The sequence below is a fragment of the Pseudoalteromonas sp. CuT4-3 genome, from assembly GCF_035666335.1.
In the GTDB taxonomy this organism is placed as follows: Bacteria; Pseudomonadota; Gammaproteobacteria; order Enterobacterales; family Alteromonadaceae; genus Pseudoalteromonas; species Pseudoalteromonas atlantica.
Genome location: NZ_CP142030.1, coordinates 2,916,150 through 2,934,646 on the forward strand (window position 1 = coordinate 2,916,150; position 18,497 = coordinate 2,934,646).

Annotated in this window: 16 protein-coding genes and 3 pseudogenes; 11 read left to right on the top strand and 8 right to left on the bottom strand. The window is 39.9% G+C overall.

Annotated elements, in window-relative coordinates; genetic code table 11:
- The first annotated feature begins 110 nt into the window (after positions 1 to 110).
- Entirely contained in the window at positions 111 to 1,439 is a 1,329-nt protein-coding gene (locus VOI46_RS13445; RefSeq protein ID WP_324738064.1) for an IS4 family transposase, read from the top strand.
- A 55-nt stretch (positions 1,440 to 1,494) separates the two neighbouring features.
- Here VOI46_RS13445 and VOI46_RS13450 read toward each other — a convergent pair whose 3' ends face one another.
- The gene (locus tag VOI46_RS13450) at positions 1,495 to 2,274 is read right to left on the bottom strand and encodes a nucleoside-binding protein (RefSeq protein ID WP_282338571.1); all 780 of its coding nucleotides are present in this window, start codon (positions 2,272 to 2,274) and stop codon (positions 1,495 to 1,497) included.
- Positions 2,275 to 2,885: 611 nt separating this feature from the next.
- Between VOI46_RS13450 and dps the strand changes: the two genes are divergently transcribed.
- Complete coding sequence (dps, locus tag VOI46_RS13455) at positions 2,886 to 3,401, top strand: DNA starvation/stationary phase protection protein Dps (RefSeq protein WP_004587573.1); 516 nt, start codon at positions 2,886 to 2,888, stop codon at positions 3,399 to 3,401.
- A gap of 245 nt (positions 3,402 to 3,646) precedes the next feature.
- Here dps and VOI46_RS13460 read toward each other — a convergent pair.
- A pseudogene (locus VOI46_RS13460) lies at positions 3,647 to 5,012 on the bottom strand (alkaline phosphatase PhoX).
- A gap of 206 nt (positions 5,013 to 5,218) precedes the next feature.
- Between VOI46_RS13460 and VOI46_RS13465 the strand changes: the two are divergent.
- From VOI46_RS13465 to VOI46_RS13475, 3 genes and pseudogenes are all read left to right on the top strand, one after another.
- Positions 5,219 to 6,367, top strand: coding sequence for a hypothetical protein (locus tag VOI46_RS13465; protein ID WP_004587574.1), 1,149 nt, complete (start codon positions 5,219 to 5,221; stop codon positions 6,365 to 6,367).
- Positions 6,368 to 6,652: 285 nt separating this feature from the next.
- Positions 6,653 to 7,447 (top strand): hypothetical protein, encoded by a 795-nt coding sequence (locus VOI46_RS13470; protein WP_004587575.1) that lies wholly within the window; start codon positions 6,653 to 6,655, stop codon positions 7,445 to 7,447.
- A 266-nt stretch (positions 7,448 to 7,713) separates the two neighbouring features.
- Positions 7,714 to 9,432 (top strand): annotated as a pseudogene (locus VOI46_RS13475) (SulP family inorganic anion transporter).
- 268 nt (positions 9,433 to 9,700) lie between these two features.
- Here VOI46_RS13475 and VOI46_RS13480 read toward each other — a convergent pair.
- Complete coding sequence (locus VOI46_RS13480; RefSeq protein ID WP_004587576.1) at positions 9,701 to 10,228, bottom strand: hypothetical protein; 528 nt, start codon at positions 10,226 to 10,228, stop codon at positions 9,701 to 9,703.
- Between the two features lie 615 nt (positions 10,229 to 10,843).
- Here VOI46_RS13480 and VOI46_RS13485 point away from each other — a divergent pair.
- Positions 10,844 to 11,046, top strand: a pseudogene (locus VOI46_RS13485) (sodium-independent anion transporter); the annotation flags it as partial.
- A 54-nt stretch (positions 11,047 to 11,100) separates the two neighbouring features.
- Here the strand turns inward: VOI46_RS13485 and VOI46_RS13490 are convergent.
- Positions 11,101 to 11,778 carry a glutathione S-transferase family protein gene (locus VOI46_RS13490; RefSeq protein ID WP_282338578.1) on the bottom strand — a complete coding sequence of 226 codons (678 nt, stop codon included), beginning with the start codon at positions 11,776 to 11,778 and terminating at the stop codon, positions 11,101 to 11,103.
- Positions 11,779 to 12,125: 347 nt separating this feature from the next.
- Between VOI46_RS13490 and VOI46_RS13495 the strand changes: the two genes are divergently transcribed.
- The 3 genes from VOI46_RS13495 to VOI46_RS13505 are packed head-to-tail and all read left to right on the top strand — an operon-like array spanning position 12,126 to position 13,832.
- Entirely contained in the window at positions 12,126 to 12,806 is a 681-nt protein-coding gene (locus VOI46_RS13495; protein WP_004587578.1) for a CsgG/HfaB family protein, read from the top strand.
- On the top strand, positions 12,806 to 13,153 hold the full coding sequence (locus VOI46_RS13500) for a DUF4810 domain-containing protein (RefSeq protein WP_004587579.1): 348 nt from the start codon (positions 12,806 to 12,808) through the stop codon (positions 13,151 to 13,153). The genes VOI46_RS13495 and VOI46_RS13500 overlap by 1 nt, the downstream gene beginning before the upstream one ends.
- A 1-nt stretch (position 13,154) precedes the next feature.
- The gene (locus VOI46_RS13505) at positions 13,155 to 13,832 is read left to right on the top strand and encodes a DUF799 domain-containing protein (protein ID WP_004587580.1); all 678 of its coding nucleotides are present in this window, start codon (positions 13,155 to 13,157) and stop codon (positions 13,830 to 13,832) included.
- 57 nt (positions 13,833 to 13,889) lie between these two features.
- Here the strand turns inward: VOI46_RS13505 and VOI46_RS13510 are convergent, their stop codons facing one another.
- Positions 13,890 to 14,480: an ACP phosphodiesterase gene (locus VOI46_RS13510; RefSeq protein ID WP_039972237.1), complete on the bottom strand. Its 591-nt coding sequence runs from the start codon at positions 14,478 to 14,480 to the stop codon at positions 13,890 to 13,892.
- A gap of 311 nt (positions 14,481 to 14,791) precedes the next feature.
- On the opposite strand from VOI46_RS13510, the gene VOI46_RS13515 reads away from it, so the two are divergent.
- Positions 14,792 to 16,120 (top strand): hypothetical protein, encoded by a 1,329-nt coding sequence (locus tag VOI46_RS13515; protein ID WP_004587582.1) that lies wholly within the window; start codon positions 14,792 to 14,794, stop codon positions 16,118 to 16,120.
- A 78-nt stretch (positions 16,121 to 16,198) separates the two neighbouring features.
- Here VOI46_RS13515 and VOI46_RS13520 read toward each other — a convergent pair whose 3' ends face one another.
- Both VOI46_RS13520 and sodC read right to left on the bottom strand, forming a co-directional pair.
- The gene (locus VOI46_RS13520) at positions 16,199 to 16,432 is read right to left on the bottom strand and encodes a ChaB family protein (protein WP_004587583.1); all 234 of its coding nucleotides are present in this window, start codon (positions 16,430 to 16,432) and stop codon (positions 16,199 to 16,201) included.
- Between the two features lie 14 nt (positions 16,433 to 16,446).
- Entirely contained in the window at positions 16,447 to 17,022 is a 576-nt protein-coding gene (gene sodC / locus VOI46_RS13525) for a superoxide dismutase family protein (RefSeq protein ID WP_004587584.1), read from the bottom strand.
- Positions 17,023 to 17,529: 507 nt separating this feature from the next.
- Here sodC and VOI46_RS13530 point away from each other — a divergent pair.
- Complete coding sequence (locus VOI46_RS13530) at positions 17,530 to 17,775, top strand: DUF4235 domain-containing protein (RefSeq protein ID WP_004587585.1); 246 nt, start codon at positions 17,530 to 17,532, stop codon at positions 17,773 to 17,775.
- 88 nt (positions 17,776 to 17,863) lie between these two features.
- Here the strand turns inward: VOI46_RS13530 and VOI46_RS13535 are convergent, their stop codons facing one another.
- Complete coding sequence (locus VOI46_RS13535) at positions 17,864 to 18,358, bottom strand: hypothetical protein (RefSeq protein WP_004587586.1); 495 nt, start codon at positions 18,356 to 18,358, stop codon at positions 17,864 to 17,866.
- Between the last annotated feature and the right edge of the window lie 139 nt (positions 18,359 to 18,497).

Sequence of the window (18,497 nt, forward strand, 5' to 3'; positions counted from 1 at the left end):
AAAATAGCGCCAAAAGGCTAATGCCGATCAGTTAAGAAATATTTTAATGATCGGTTGACCGATCTTTTATAGATGTAAGAATCCGATGAGCATTTGCCATCGGATTTTTTATGAATATTAAAACAGCTTTAGACACCGCATTTAATACCAGCACCCAATTTCATTCATTTGAAAAACTCTCATCACTTCTAGATCCATCTATTATTGTTGAGGCTTTTGTTGAAGCGGGAGTCGCAACCGTCAGAAAGCGTCGCTTACCTCTTGAATCTGTGATGTGGTGCGTAATGGGGATGAGTCTTTTTAGGCAAGAGTCAGTGTGGAATATTGCGACTAAGATGGATATTGCACTTCCAGGTAAAGCACCGCTTGTTGCACCCAGTGCGATGGTTCAGGCTCGACAGCGCCTAGGAACCAAAGCTGTCGAACAATCCTTTAAGAAGATGGCTAAGCACTGGTATCAACAAGGTAAATTCGAAATATGGAATGGACTAAATTTACTCGGTGTCGATGGGGTTGTGTGGAGAACGACTGATACTGCTCAAAACCGTGAAAAGTATGGCTCTGGTAGTACTCAGTATGGCGACACAGCATTTCCTCAAATCCGCATGGTGTGCCAAATGGAGCTGACAAGCCACCAACTCATTAATAGCGCGTTTGATAAATACAAATCGAGTGAAATGGTGCTAGCAGAGCAGCTAATTAGCGATACGCCTAATCATTCACTGACCCTGTTTGACCGTGGTTTTTATTCCTTAGGCTTACTCCATCAATGGCAACTCGCTGGAGAAGAGAGGCACTGGATGATACCGGCAAGAAAAGGGCTCCAATTTGATGTAATAAAAAGTTATAGCCGTGTAGATAAACAGGTAAGGCTGAGAGCCACACCACAAGCGAGAAAAAAGTTCCCCGAGCTGCCGGAGGAGATTGAGGCGCGGGTAATTACGAAAAAAGTGAAAGGAAAAGAGTGCCGAATTCTTACATCGCTTACCGATGTAATGCGTTACCCCAGTGACGAAATTGTAGACTTATACAGTCACCGCTGGGAAATTGAGTTAGGGTATCGTGAAATGAAACAAACGCTACTGAACAGTGAATACACGCTTAGAAGCAAACGCCCAGACATGGTTGAGCAAGAATTGTGGGGATTACTGCTTGCTTACAATTTGATAAGAGTGGCTATGACCGAAGCGGCTACACGTAAAGGTATCTGGCCAAATCAGCTAAGCTTCAGTGGGTGCTCAAGCGCGGTTGTGGCATTCTTACTTACAACGGGACTTGCAAGCCCAGGAAAACTCCCTGTGCTGTATGAGAACCTTATCAATCAGCTAACTTATTACGAGCTTCCGACGAGGCGGGAAGATAGATTTTACCCTCGAAGGGTCAAACCCAAACCAAGTAAATACCCCACCAAAAAGAAAAATACCAGTCAGCTTAACTGACTGGCATTAGCCAAAAGGCGCTATTTTTTTATCAGCCTAGCAAAGCAAGCTTTGCTTAAAATACCCAAATAGCATGTAAAAAGGGCTGGTTTTCTATTTTATTAGTCCCTAACTTGTTGTACCAATAGCGCCACTCTACCCCTACCATTAACTGTTGCGGGTTTAAATTAAAGTTTTGCCCTACATCCCAATGCACAGCGGGTTGAGCAAGCAACCACTCATTAACTTTATTCCCTAGTTCGTCATCACGCCCAGAAATATATTCTACGTGGCCGGTAAAATAAAATGCTTGGCTAGCTAGTGTAAAAGGAGCACCCCATGCAAGGTCTATAAAAATGCTGTTGTCTTGCTTGGCTAGCTGATCTTTTTGCACGCCGCCGTTGGCATCAATGTAACCTGCAAAAGTAGTTGTAAAAAAATCAAAACCTGGGGCATCCCAGCTGAGCTTGATGCCTGGGGTATATTTCATTAACCCCTCTTCACCGGCGTTTATACCAAACACTAAACCTGTGTCTTTTATTGCACCATAACGCACAGAGGTATCAAAGGCTTTTGATAAGCTAAGTGTTGTGTACCACTCGCCATATATACCCGTATCTTGAAAACCATCACTAAGGCTGTCGTTTAAAAAGTCGATAAAAAAGTAGTTATCACCTAAGTCATGCTCTGAGGCATGCTCTATGGTGTAGGTGCGTGTAAATGACGACTCCCCGGTAAAGGGATTTAAGGCATCGCCAAAATTTGTGTGAAGCTGTGTGACGCTCCAATTTTCTGCTAGTGCTGAGTGAGACAAAAGCAGTATAGATGTTGTAAACAGTGTTTTTAAAAAATTCATGATTTATTTACATAACCCCAATTAAAATGCGGCGGGAGTATATCAGTGAGCATTCACCAACTAAAGAGATTAAATAAGCACAAAGGCTGATTTTTAAAATCTAAGCAGTAAAGCCCAGTAGCGCGGCTTTAAAAGAGCAGCGTTAGCCCTGTATAAAACACCTGAATTAATCATTACGCAGGTAATAAATAAGCGCCTTTATATTTTGTATACCCTTGCTTAGCTTATTTACTGGGTTTTATTTAGAGGTTGTAGCGCGTGCAATATTAAGGTGAGCTTTAAAGGCAATTTAATAACGGCGTGAATTGTAAGACTAGGTACTTTAGGTAGATGTATTACACAGACTACGCCTTATTGAGCATAAACAAATTTCAACTCTTTCGATAAACAGCCACAGCTTTTTTACTACTGTGCACAATTTACAAAAATAAGTGCATAAAATTCATATTCTACGCCTCTCCCTTTTTAACCCTACGTACCCAATTAAAAATAAAACATTAAATATCAATAATTTAAACAAATAAACTTGATAGGCATAGGCTTTGCTTCATGTATTGCAAGTTAAATGGTAGCAATGGCTACATACAACAAATTACACAACGGGAGACATTATGAGTAACTCACAACACCCAATTGAATTTACAGCCCCAGGTATGGATAACGAATCAGCAAAAAAAACAATTGAAACACTCGATAACCGACTCGTAGCGCTTTTAGACTTACAACTTACTTTAAAGCATATTCACTGGAATGTAGTAGGCCCAAGCTTTATTGGTGTGCATGAAATGTTAGACCCACAAGTCGATGCTATTCGCGAAATGACCGACACCATCGCAGAGCGTATTGCTACATTAGGCGGTACGCCACAAGGTACACCTAAGTCAATTGTAGATCGCCGCACATGGGAAGAATACTCATTAGGTAAAGCTTTTGTAGTAGAGCATTTAGGTGCATTAGACAAAGTATACAGCGGCGTAAACGCCGACCACCGCAAAGCCATTGGTACGCTGTCTGAATTAGACCCAGTATCAGAGGATATGATCACCAGCCAGCTAGGTGACTTAGAACAGTTTCAATGGTTTGTACGTGCACACATTGAATCGTCTGCAGGTAAACTAAATCATTAATTTATTACCCACTTTGCCATACAAGGAATGTTAATAAGAGTTAAAGGACTAATAAAGATACAAGGATACGTTACATAAGTAGGTACAGGATGAAGTGCAAACTACAAGGACTCGTTGCTTATTACATAAAGGATGTAGTAAATGCACCAAGGATGACTAAAGCTTGCTAATGGATTTGGTAAACCTACATGGATTGTTAAAATACAAACGCCTAGCCATGCTAAGCGTTTGTATTTTTTACCACTTTAAAGCTTAAAACTATCCCAAGGACCAGTAATAGCCAACGTTTTAGTTGGCATGTATACGTTTACAAACAAGGTTTGCCCGTCAGGTGAAAAACACGCCCCAGCAAGCTCTGTTTGCGCATGCAATTTAGCAAAGTTATACACCTCTCCTTTGGGTGTTACCCCGCGTAAATGGTTATTCACCGTGTCTGTGTATTGATCCTCACATACAATTAAATGCCCGTTAGGTGCTACCGTTAAATTATCACCAAAGTTGTATAACGACTCGTTTGTACTTTCTACAAATAGTTGTATTTTACCAGGCTCATTTTGCTCTAACTCAGTGCCTTCGTTTTTTGAAGGTGTGTACTTCATTACCTGACCTAACTGCTTTTTGCCCCCATTAGTACAGCAAAAATAAAGCTCATTTTTACCCCAATGTATTCCCTCTCCTCGTGCAAATAAGGCTGCACCTTTTTTATAACCTTGCTTACGTAGGTCATCATTTGGGCTTTTAGGATCTGTGAGCGTTATCCATTCAACTAAAAGGTCGCTGTGTAATGGCATGACCGGTGAATCCCAATTTCGGCTATCAAACTGAGGTTGGTTTTTAATTACCATAGCTTGCAATGTGCCGCCTTTATTTAACTTACCGCGATGATGAGGAATAAACCGATAAAACAAACTATCGCCTCTATCTTCAGTTAAATAAACAATACCGGTTTGTGGGTCTATTGCTGCGGCTTCATGATTAAACCGGCCCATATCATATAATGGCTCTGGCTTAATTAGGCCTTTGGCGCTGGCTGGTACCTCAAAAATGTAACCGTGAGATTGAGACAAGCCATCGCTTTTATCCATAACGGTTTCTTCGCAGGTTAGCCAACTACCCCACGGCGTTACACCGCCTGAGCAGTTTCTTATTGTGCCACATAGCGATAAATACTCTTTCGCGTTTTTGCTTTTTTAAGTTATAAATAATGTGGCTAGTGCCCCCAGGCAAAGCTACACCATTTTTAAATGAATCATAGGCTAAGGGGGTTTTGTGGTTACTAATTAAATCAGATGCTTTATTAATGTGTTTAGGTTGTAGCTCATGGTTACGTATAAGGGCTACGCGTTCGTTATCTAATGCAATACAACCCATACCATCAGCACGGTCGGGTACGTCTAAACCATCATCCATTTTATCGCCAAGTGCCGATATAACCCGATAACTAAAGCCTTTAGGTAAATCTAATAAGGCCTGAGGGTCGGCTATTAATGGGCCATAAGCAGGTAACTTTGTTGTTACTTCAGGTAAAGCAACGTTACCCATTGCGCTGCGCGATAAGCCAATAAACGCAAGCGAGCCTGCACTAAATAAAAACTCTCTTCTAGAAACCATTATTTTATTCCCGTGTTTTTTATTAAATCTATAGTAAATGAAATAACCCGCTAGAAGTGCGGCGCTTTGCTAAATTCATCAAAATGTAATCATGTAACATCCCATCCGTACCAGATATCAGTTAATTCAACTTTAAATAATTGCCCTCACTGTTTAATAGTAGGATAGTAAGTTACTCAAATAACAACGGCTTAATTAGGAGTATCATGATCAAAGTATTACTAGCAACCAGCTTAATTGCCTCTTCATTCGCAGCTTTAAGTAATCCACTCACCGTTGAAGAACAGCGCATTAGCAAAGCGCAAACAGCTATGCCTACTGTGTTAAACGCCTTTAATAAAGAAGTAACCACCTTTGAGCAACAGTTTAAAGCACTCAATAACTTTAAAGAGGCAAAGCAGCTCATTCAAACCTATAGTTTTGAGCTGTGGGAAAGCGCTAAGCAACGCATTATTAAAACTAACAATTACGACGACCGAGCACTTTACTGGGCGCGCTTGCTTTCAAGCAAAGTAATACGTACAACCGCAGCTAACGTTGAGCTATCTGACGCGCAAATAAATACGCTGCTAAGCATGCTTGAAGAGGGCAGCCGAGGCCGCACCGATTTAGCTTTTTCATCAGGCAGTGATAAAAAAATTATACTTACCGGATTTGACCCTTTTTTACTCGACAAAAATATCAACCAAAGCAACCCATCTGGGGTCGCCGCATTGTTACTCGATGGCCAAGTTATTAATTACAATGGCGTTAGCGCCGAAATTAACACAGTTATGGTACCAGTACGCTACGAAGACTTTGACCAAGGTATAATAGAATCACTCCTTGCCCCTTACTACGCACTTAATAACGTCGACATGGTTGTAACGGTTAGCATGGGCAGAACCGAGTTTGATTTAGAGCACTTCCCTGGTAAACGCCGCAGCGTAACCGCGCCAGATAACGCCAATATTGTCTACGGCGGTACGCAAACAAGCCCTGTTATACCCCAGTTAAATGGCCGCCCATTACCTGGTAATGAGTTTGTAAAATTTAGCCTACCAGTAAGCGCCATGCAAAACGCCAAAGGCCCATATAAAGTAATCGACAACCGCGAAGTAACTACACTCGATAAAACCTTTAAAGCCGGCTCGTACGGCGCGCTTAAAAACAGTGTTGCGGTAAATGGCGGCGGGGGTGGTTATTTGTCTAACGAAATATCGTATCGTAGTATTCGACTGCGTGACGCGCTAAATTCGAGCATTCCTACTGGGCATATCCATACCCCGCGTATTCAACAATTTGAACCCGAAACAGAAGCCAACATAGTTAAACAAATTAAAGCAATGCTCACGCAAAGCTTAGTGGCGCTGTAGGTTTATAAAAGTAAATTTAAGTGTATTAAAAAAGGGCTATATTTGCCCTTTTTTATTATATTAACCAGTCTTTTGTAATTTTTTATAAGAACTACAATACTTTAACTGCATCGGCTAAATTACCACTAATATAATTAGCTCAAAAACACTAACCCACGAACCACTCTATTAACAGCTAAAAGCCACAGTTTATGTATTCACTTTTAAAGCCAATTTGCAGCTTTACCATAAAGTATCTAGTATTCATAAATCGTGCTTAAATTTGGTACAAAAAAAGGATGTCTAATGTCATTCGAATATACATCTAAAATATTACTCACATTAGCTTTAATGTTAGCGTTAACTGCATGCGGCTCTGGAGGTAATGACTCTAAAATAGCTGAGAATAAAGAAACACTAATATCACCACCTGTAACTAATAACAATCCACAAGGTGATTACAAAATAATTATTTACGGTAATAGCCATAGTTCAAGTTTAGGTACTTTATTAGAAACCATAATTACACATCAACTATCTAACAGCTCAGTACAAACAATGACTGTTGGCGGGCGGTTTTTAGATGAAATAGCCGAAGTAGACTCTAATATAGATAAACTAAGTGAAAATAACTGGAGTCATGCTATTTTTCAAGGCCAGAAATATTCGCAATCAGGAGCCGTTGACTACCCGACCGATGCCACCGAGCGTTTACTCTCAGTTGCTAAAGAACAAAAAACAACCCCCATATTATTTCCAGAGCATCCTCAAAAAGGGGATCCCACAGAAGCAAAGCTGGTTTACGACCTCCATTTATCAATCAGTAAAAAACAACCTAGCTGCATAGCGCCTGTTGGCTTTGTATGGAATCGAGTATTAGAAATAATGCCTAGTATAAACCTTCATAGTGCCGACGGTAATCACGCATCCTATGCAGGCAATGTCCTTACAGCGATGACCTTTTATCAAATCATTACCTCAGAATTAACAGACACAATGCCATTTATACCTGCTATAGATTTAACACAGCAAGAACAAGCCTTATTTGCACAAGTAGTAACAGAAGTACTTGAGTTATATCCGGCATGTGGAGCTAAATAATCTTAAAAAATTTAAAAACTAGATTTTAGATTTGGTTATTTCCAGAGGCGTTCGATATCAGTAGATTAATACCATGCACATAATCTGGCTAAAAAGACAAACGCCTCAGGAGCATTAACTTTTATAGTTAACTTTTCTGCCAAATTATAAATTTAATATCTTGATAAATAATCACCTGCAATTTATTAAAATAACCACCGTCCTAGCTATACTTATTTTGTTATTAAATTTACTATCGAGGCGTTACCACCAACAGGAAAATTGCAGTGCTGTCGCGTTTATATAATTTTATGCCGGGTTTAGCTACATTGCTGCACTACGAGCGACAATGGTTTGCTGATGATGTAAGAGCGGCGCTATCGGTAGCTGCCGTAGCTTTACCTGTTGCCATTGCTTACGCACAACTAACCGGTGTTAACGCCGCGGTAGGGTTATATTCTTGCATACTGCCAATGATGCTATATGCTCTTTTGGCACTTCCAAACAACTAATAGTTGGCCCTGATGCCGCCACCTGCGCCGTTATTGCAGCCGTAGTAACCCCTCTTGCTGCAGGTGACAGCTTTAAGCATTGGCAACTTGTTGTCACCATGACCGCTATGACTGGCTTTTGGTGTTTTATAGCCAGTAAATTGAAGTTAGGTGTATTAGCCGATTTTTTATCTAAGCCTATTTTAATGGGCTTATTAAACGGCGTAGCCATCACTATTATTGTTGGTCAATTTTCTAAAGTATTCGGTTTTACCTTTGACGAGCGCTACCTACTTGAACGCCTAGGTGGTATACCCTCCTACCTAGCGCAAACACATGTTCCCACCTTGTTAATGGCCTTGTTCACATTGGCGGTTTACTTTGCCATGAAACGCATAAAACCCACGTGGCCTGCATCAATGTTTGCCATTGCATTTGGTGCGTTTTTGGTATGGATTTTTGATTTAAAACAACATGATATAAAAACTATTGGCACCGTAACTGGCGGGCTTCCCGTTTTTAATACTCCTGTTTTTGATTTAGGAATTATTCGTGAGCTAGTGGTACCCGCACTTAACTTAGCCATTGTGAGCTTTGTAAGTATGATGCTAACTGCCCGCAGCTTTGCTGCTAAAAATGGCTACGACATAGACGCCGATAAAGAATTTAGAGCGCTAGGTATTGCCAATATAGCGTCAGCTCTTCCGCAAGGTTTTGCAGTCAGTGGCGCCGACTCACGCACCGCAGTTAACGATGCAACGGGTGGTAAAACGCAGTTAGTATCAATAATTGCAGCAGCTATTATTGCGGTCATAGCCGTTTTTTTAACAGCCCCCGCTTGAGTTTATTCCAAGTGCAGCGCTGGGTGTTGTACTTATTATTGCTTCTGTTCATTTACTCGATTTAAAAGCTGTTTGGCAATTAAAACGAAAAGATAAACAGGCATTTTATCTCGCCTTAGCCACCTTACTTGCGCTGTTATTTATTGGCGTTATACCAGGGATCACACTTGCTGTATTACTGGGGTTATTTCAATTTATTCGCACTGTTATGCGCCCAACCGACAATATACTCGGCGTAGATGTTAACGGTGTAGTAAGAAGTTTAGACGCCAAAGATAAAGCAAAAGCAGTGCAAGGCGTGTTTATTTATCGCTTTAATTCACCTTTAACTTACTTTAATGCCAGCTACTTTAAACGCAGATTACTTGAGCAATACGCAAGGCAAAAAGACGACACCCAATGTGTAATAATTGACGCTGTGCCCTGCTTTACTCACTTAGATTTAAGCGTAATGGCTATGCTTGCCGACCTCGACGTTATATTTAAAAAGCGCGATATAAGGCTTGAACTTGCAGGTAGAAAACGCCAACTACTTTCGTGGTTTGATATTGCAGGAATGAAGTCAGGAAAAGAAGGTATATATATTCACTCTGATCTATATGTTGCGCTACAAAAAAATAGAGTAAGCCAGCCTACCGACGAAGTTGCCTTATTTGAAGCTCATACCAATTAGGAATAATTAGCCGAGTTGTAAAATATAAACGGCAATAAAAATAAAAAAGAGTCACTGTATTTTATTATTCGTTGAACGGCTAAGCCCCCTATTACTGTGTAAGTTATTTTCAATTCACTACATAAGCTATTTAATGGGCTAAAATAGCTAAATTATTAACAGGCTTCTGATAATGAAGTCACATTAATAGAGCAGCTAAGTTATAATACGGTTTAACCAACAACGCTATTATACAACCTTGTTGGTTAAATTATTATATCAATTAGCATTATAAAGTCGTCGATATTGATACAGCGTGTGGCTGCATAAGATCTTTTGCTTTTTCCATTTTCTCGTGGGAATCGGTATGTACAACAATCGCCCACAGACCCGAGCGAGTTGCTTCTCTTATATTGTTGATCAAATCATCGTGATCTGGCCTTAACGAAAAAGCTCCAGCAATTAGTAAACCAACAAAAGTACAAAGAATACTTATCGAAACATATGTTTCTAGGATATGTTGTTGTAAAAATTCAAACTCTAATAAAAAGAGTATACTGGCAATGATCACACCAACAACAAGACCAACTACGGCAAATACTAAGTGTGATTTCAACATAGTTTTAGCAATTTTTTTATCTTCAGGCTCAACCTTTTCATCGTAATGTTGATCGTGAGGTGGAATTAGCCTTATGCTTTGTTTTACAAAGTTCTCGTCATTATTTAAAATATCAAAGGTTGCTTTAGCTTTATGTTCGCTGTTAAAAATACCGCCCACTTTAGTGGTTTTATCTCCACTGCTTATATTCGCTTTCATGGCTATTATCTCCGCATTAAACAAATAGTGGTTTAGTAAAACTACTAACACTAATTAATAAAAATTATTGATAATTGAAAATACGACTAATAAATTCACTTTATCATCATAAAAGCAATTGCAAGACTAACACCAACTTGATTGACGAGTAATAACTCAATTACCAAAGTAAATAAGCTTACGTGTAAATTAGAGGTGGAGGGGGTTATCCTTTGTTTTTTAATACTTTTAGTACCTATATAAATTCATCGATTATTCTAACCTTATTATTTTTGTTGCGAACTCTGCACTACAATAATTAACGTCCATATAAACCACCGTGTAGAATATACAAAAAATATTTCAAACCTCGAAGCAACTAAAAAGTAATAATTCAGTATCACCTTGTTGATAAGCCTAGCTATCAACAGGCGATAAATTAATAGCATACCCTCGGAGTTAAGTTTTGGGATATATGGCTTTAAGTTAGCCTTAATAATTTGTATGTGAATACTTATAACTTCATGAAGGCCCGTTTTTTATTTCTTTGGATCTATGCTTAAATTACTGTGGATGAACCATATGTTCAACTTCATGCCAGTTAATTTAGTAATCACTTTAATCACATAAAAGAAAATACCAATCATTGCCAACATAGACGGAATATTTAAAAAGCGTGATATAAGGCTTGAACTTGCACGAATGAAATCAGGAAAAGAAGGTATATATATTCACTCAGACCTATACATCGCCCTAAAAAAAATAGCGTAAGCCAGCATACAGAGGAAGTTAATTTATTCGTGGCAGATGAAAATAAAGAGGCGCTCACACATCCATAAAATACTAAACAGCAGATCAGCTAGCTGGCTCTGCTGTTTAGTATTAAGTACTTTTTATACTTTTGGGTAATTTGAAGGGAAAAACGCACGTTTGGCTTCTTCATCAAACTCTTTTTTAAAGGCGACATCGGTGCCAATTTTGCGTGCACGCGCAACCGCTGGGCGGCTATCAATGCTTTCAAACCAACGTTTTAAATTAGGGTATGGCGCTAGGCCTTCTTCACCAAGTACTACTGGCGCTTTATCAATCCAACCCCAAGCAGATACATCAGCAATGGTGTATTCATCACCCACTATAAAGTCGCGACCTTCAAGGTGTGCATCAAGCACTTCGTAATGGCGCTGCGCCTCACGCAAGTAGCGATTAACTGCGTAATCAAGCCCTTCAGGCGCCATGTGTCTAAAGTGTACACTTTGCCCCGAATACGGCCCAAGGCCCGATGCTATAAACATTAACCATGAAAGCATTTCGGCGCGATTCTCTGGCTTACCTGCTAACTTACCGTGTTTTTCACTTAGGTACATTAATATAGCGTTCGAATCAAACACACGTGTTTCACCATCAACAATGGCAGGTGCTTTTGCATTAGGATTGATGGCTTTAAACTCAGGTGTGTGTTGCTCACCTTTTAAGGTATCAAGTGGTACAAGTTCAAACGGTAGGCCTGTTTCTTCTAAAAACAAAGCAACCTTCATTGGGTTAGGTGTATGGTGAAAATAAAATTTGATCATAAAACGCTCCTAAAAGTAGTAGATGCAATTAAATCACAATTTGAGCAGTCGTTCAATTTAACTATTATCTTGACGAAATAATATATAGCCCACTTAAATAGCTACCAGCCCTAGCTTCACATTCTTTAATTCAATGGTTAATAGGTGAGTATATTCAGCATAGGAGTAAGAATTACATTTGTTATGCGATTGAATATATTAATATTAAAGTAATAATAACATTGCGTTTACATGAGTTTTTGTTTATAAAGTCGCTTGGAATGGATTCTTGAACTTAAACACACTTTTCTTGTGCAAGCTCCTTTCTAGATTACTTCTGCATTTATTTAAACGGATATAAGAAACTTATGCGCATAAGCAACAAACACATTAAAACAATTATAATTTCTGCACTTACTGCATCTACATTATCGGGCTGTGCTACTACATCGTCAAAAGTAGTTGAAACGCCAACGGTAGCAAGCTACAACACAACTTACTCTGGCACAAAAAGTAAATTAGTCGTAGGCCAATTTGTAAATCGCTCTAGCTTTCAGAACGGCATATTTTCTTCAGGACAAGACCGTTTAGGTAGCCAAGCCAAAACTACATTAATGAGCCATTTACAACAAACAAATCGATTTAGTGTTCTAGACCGCGACAATATGGCAGCCCTAGCAGAAGAAGCAAAGTTAACAGGTACAAAACAGGTTCTGAGTGGTGCTAAATTTGTAGTCACTGGCGATGTAACAGAGTTTGGCCGAAAAGCCATTGGCGATCGCCAACTGTTTGGTTTACTCGGTAAAGGTAAATCACAAATTGCGTATGCAAAAGTAACCTTAAATATTGTTGATGTAACAACTTCAGAAGTTATTTATTCCGTTCAAGGCGCTGGCGAATACAGCTTATCTGAACGTGAAGTTATTGGCTTTGGTAGTACAGCTTCATACGATGCAACTTTAAATGGTAAAGTGCTCGATTTAGCAATTCGTGAAGTGGTAAATAAGCTTGTTATAGGTTTAGAGTCAGGCCAGTGGGGTGATAAATAATGAAAAAACTGTTATCCCTAATTATGGTCTGTGCAGCTTTAACAGGTTGTAACTCGACTAAAGAGCCAATTTATTATTATGGCGATTATAGCACTGCGGTTTACGCCTACTTAAAAGCTGATGAAGTAACCGCTGAAGAACAAATTAGTATGCTTGAGCAAATCATTAGCGAGGCCACAGGTAAAAACAAGCCTGTTGCGCCTGGCCTTCATGCTCACTTAGGTATGCTCTATTTTGAAACAGGTAACCCTTCATTAGGTACAACTCACTTCGAAACAGAAAAAACACTTTTCCCTGAGTCGGTGCAATACATAGATTTTCTTCTAAAGTCAGCGGAAGGTGCTTAACATGTTCAACTTGAAAACACTTACAACAGCAGCATTATTAGCACTACTTGCAGGTTGTGTATCAGCTCCACCAGCACACGATTACACTGCATTTAAACAAGCAGACCCTCATTCAGTAATTATTTTGCCACCATTGAATAATACACCTGAAGTAATTGCACCATACAGTGTTATGACACAAATGGTTGCCCCTATTGCTGAATCTGGTTTTTACGTTTTTCCGGTAGCGCTAGTTGAACAAACGTTTAAAGGTAATGGCCTTACAGTGGCAAGTGATGTACACCAAGTACCAGTAGAAAAGCTGCATGATATTTTTGGTGCCGATACTGCCCTTTACATTACCATCGAAGAATATGGTACTAGCTATGTTGTAATTTCTAGCGAAACCGCTGTAACTGTATCAGCATCGTTAGTAGATTTACGTTCTGGTGAACAACTATGGCAGGGTAAAGCAAGAGCCTCATCAGCAGAACAGCAAAGTAATGGCGGTGGCGGACTTGTAGGTATGCTAGTAGTTGCGGCTATTAATCAAATAGCTGAGACGGTGACCGACAAAGGGTTTGAGATTGCAGCTATTACTTCAACTCGCTTACTATCGTCTGATACTTACAATGGCTTGCTTTACGGACCACGCTCGCCAAATTACGGTAAGCCAGCACCAAGTGAAAAACAAAAATAACGAGTTCCGTTATTAGGCAAAAGTCAAAAAGGCCAAACTAAATGTAGTTTGGTCTTTTTAATAACCCCTTTCAAGAGCGCTCTCTTTTACATGTTCAATTAACTCAGGGAAAAATGCTAAAAATACCGATTCTAACTCATGGTAGTTTTGCGCTATATCCTCAGCGGAACCGGTAAGGTTATTAGTAAAACGAATGCGTTTGGCTATGTTATCAAGCGCAAGCCCTACCCCTTCTATAGTTTCGTATTCTTTAAACCAATCGTTTGTAGTCATGCTGGTTACAACATGCTGCATGCGCGGTGGCATAACTGCTATGCGCTCATTTAAAAGTGCGTAGCTGCTGCGTTTAAAATCATTTAAAGGGTGTTTATTAAATTGCTGCCAATGCCTAATTAAAAAGTGATCAAACAGCACGTCAATCGCTACGCCTGCAAAGCGCTTTCGCTCGGGCGAAAAGTACTGTTTAGTGGTTTTTACTAAAGCGTGTGAGTCGGTAAATTTATCCACTAAGTAATGGTTTTCTAGTGCACTTTTAACGCTATTGGGCAGGTATTCTGCGTGCCTGCGTCCACCAAAATCACCTAATAAATTGCCAAAGTGTGAATCGGCTGTAGGCTTTGCTAAGTAAAGGTGAGCTAAATAATTCAACGTAATCCCAATGGGTTTAAACAAACTTAATTTTGCCAAATAGTAACGCACATTTAAGCGAAACTCACACGAGTGTTTAGCGCACTCCCTGTATATTTACCTAACACTTTAGTTTGAAAATAATACAAATACTCTGTAAAGCCGTTGCACTCAATTCAACATTAAATATTTAAAATAGAATTATCAATTACTTAAAATTTAAAAATCGCTGGAATATATATTGCTACTTAGCGTATTTAGCACTCAAACATGTATAGCTCTTTTTATTAGTGAGTAGATTAAAGGAGCATAAAACATAGGTTAAATCAGTTATGGATATAGCTATATTTTTTAAGTCGTTACTATTACTGGCCTTTTTTTTAACGCTAGGTAATTTAATTAAGTACACACTTTTAAGGGGCTTAATTGTGCCCTCATCGTTAATTGCTGGCGTATTGGCTCTTTTATTAGGGCCACAATTACTCGGTGAGCATATTAATTTGTCGCTCCAAGGCACTAATTTATGGATAGATGAAAAGGTCACAAGCATATGGAAGGAGCTACCAGGGTATTTAATTGTAGTGGTGTTTGCAGGTTTATTTTTAGGTAAAAAAATACCTACAATTAAACAATCGCTAAACCAAAGCCTACCCAATTTAAGCTTTGGCTACAGCATTGCCATAGGCCAATATGTGGTGGGTATGATCACGGCATTATTAGTACTTGCCCCTTTATTTGATACCAACGAAGTTGCCGGCGCACTCATTGCGGTGGGATTTCAGGGCGGGCATGGCACCGTAGCTGGCCTGCAATCCACTTTTGAAAGTATCGATTTTGCAAAAGGTATGGACTTGGGGTTAGGTATAGCAACAATAGGCCTTATAAGCGCCATCATATTAGGGACTATTATGTCTAACCGCACCGATGGGGGCGACCAAGAACTTGAAATTAGCCACGACGAAAAAGTAGAAGTAAAAGACCGCCCATTTGGCCTGCACTTTGCTATTTTAGGCACGGTTGTTATTGTTGCTTGGCTTATTCTTAGTGGCTTACAAGTAGCCGAAAAAAACCTTTTTGCCGATTCATCGGTAAAAATACTTGAGTACATGCCTTTATTCCCCATTGCGATGATGGTGGGTTTAGTGGTGCAAATAGTGCTTAATAAATCAGGCATGGGTAACTTAATTAGTCACTATCAAATAAATCTGCTTTCTAACCTCTCCCTCGATTTACTAATAATTGCCGCACTGGGTGCGCTTAACTTATCGGTACTTGCTAAATATTGGCAAAGTATTTTAATTTTAGGCGCGGTGGGGGTTGCCTATAGCGCGGCTATTTACTTTTTCTTTGGTGGGTGGTTTTTCCCAAAAGATTGGAAAGTGAGAGGAATTGGCGAGCTTGGGCAATCTATGGGCACTACGGCGGTTGGGCTGTTAATGCTAAAACAGGCTACCTCAAACCCAAGCGAGCATATTCGCCCCTTTAGTTACAAACAACCACTTTATGAGCCCGTGGTTGGCGGCGGTATTGTTACAGCCCTTGCACTTCCTGCCATTGCTAATTTTGGGCCGTGGGCATTTACTATTATTATGGCGGTTATATTAGCCTGTGTAGTGGGTGGTTTTGCCTTTTATAAACGCCGCAAACACAAAAGCGAGTAGCCTAATTACGCTATAAAAAAGCCGCTACAACTTTTGTAGCGGTTTTTTTATGCATTGGTATTTTACTTTTACCAGTAACTAATTACTCGACTTAACCCAATTGCCATTATCATTTTTACTGTAGCTATTTTTAACCGCAGACCAAGCCACTTTATGCGCTGTGGTTTCGCGGTCGTCGTCGTTTTTTCTATCGCTTGGGTCCTCGTAGGTATCCCACGCGCTATTAAACGCCTCTTGATATATCTTTTGGGCATGTTTAGGTAAGTTACTTTTTACCGAATCCGGTAACTCGTTTGTGTTTTGATAAGGCATAAATAATCTCCGTATTACTTAATTACGCCGCACGCAACACGTTTACCGCCACCACCTAATTTCTTGGGTTCGTCGGCATAATTATCGCCCCCTTTGTGGATCATCACTGCGTGTTGCTTAAGCTGCTCAAGCTTGAGCCTTGGCGCTAAAACAGGCGATTTAGCTTCGCCGCGCTCATTTACAAATAACGCAGGTAAATCCCCTAGGTGGCCATTACTCCACGGTTCATCGTGGTGTTTAGCACTGTTAGGATCAAAGTGCCCACCAGCAGCACCGGCCGGTACAACTTTACCGTTTTTTTGCTTTGGCTCGCAGCTAGCATATTGATGAACATGAAAGCCATGCTGCCCAGGCGTTAAGCCTTTAAGCGCAGGGGTAAATACCACCCCGTGCTCATTTTCTGTCAGTGTAACGGTGCCAAGTAGCTCACCTTGCCCCGACTTACTTACTGCATGCATATCAACATCTACATCTACATTCGCCAATGCGCTATTTTGTAGCATTGCAGCGGTAAATAATATGGCGCAAGCTGGTTTAAAAATACGTGTTACGCTTTTTTTAGCGGTTGAATCAAACTGTAAACAATTCATCGTGATCTCCTCATGTAGTATCAGGTTTGTAAATAACGCGACTGCTCAGTTATTAGGTACAATCTCTATACCAAGCTCACTGTAGGCAAAAAATTTCACCTGCGCTAAACGTAACGCATTGATTAAAAATAAAATAAACAAGGCTAGATAATTAACCACTACACATACATAAAATTTACTGCATGTTTTTGTTTAAACGCTGTACAAAAACTAGTGCAAATTTACAAAAGAAATGACAACTTTACAGGCTTAACACGCCCACCCGTCTAATACTAAGTACCGCTCAAAACGGGTAAAAAAGCAGCTTAACCACTTAATAGCGCATTTACTAATACCGCGCTAAGCCAATAGCACAGCGCGTTTAATCAAAATACGCGCCCATGCACACGCTAAAATAAACCATGTTCACCACGCCTGCTGCGCTATCGGTATACTAATTGCTGAACATACTAGTGTTATTAAACGGGTTATAGATGACCCTATCGCTATTAAACAATCGAGGGAATTATGAGTAACAAGCAACTAATTAAAACACTAGGTATAGGCCTAGCCGCCGCATCAGCTGGCATGCTAACCAGAAAAAGTTTACAAAAATCGTGGGAAAAGGTAACCAACGAGCCCGCCCCAAAAGACAAGCCAAGCGAGCATACAGATCTTAAAGAAGCCGTTACATGGGCGGTGGTATCTGGCATTGGTGCAGGCGTGGCAAGAATGGCCGTACATTATGTGCTCGACAAACGTAAATCTAAGTAAGCCAATAGCTACTCAAGTGCAACGTAAAAAAGCATAAAAAAAGGTGAAACTAAGTTTCACCTTTTTTATTACTTTAAACTAATTAGCTTTACGCGGTAGACACACTACTCGCGCCTGCATTTTTAAGTATTTCTTCAATCGCGCTTTTGTTATCGCTGTCGTACTTAACACCAATTAATATAGAGCCTTTTTCAATGGCGTCTTCGTAAAATTTAACTTCGTGCTCAGGAATAAACGCCCCAATAGCAGCGCCTAAACTTCCGCCAACGGCAGCACCAGCGCCGCCCGCTGCAAATGCAGCCACTAATGGACCTGCTACTAATAAACCTGTACCACCGGTTGCCACGGTACCTACGGCAGTAAAACCGCCAACAATTGCAGCTATAATACCACCAGACGCTGCACCAACAATGCCGCCTTCAGCCGCTTTGGTTCCCTCATCTAAGGCAAAGTCTTCCTTTGCGTATGAGTCATTGGCTACAATGCTTATATCAGCTTCATTAATACCTAATGCTTCTAATCTATAAATAGCCAGTGTTGCTTGTGATGCGCTTTCAAATAACCCAGTAATAACCGTGCTCATAATAACTCCTTTATTTATTTAAAAAATACAGCTATTACTAAGCAAAACCTAAACCACTTAAATTATTACTATTAATCAATGAGTTAAATAACAAACCCAAACTGCTGCTTTCATTTACACAGTAAATATTGCTAACTGT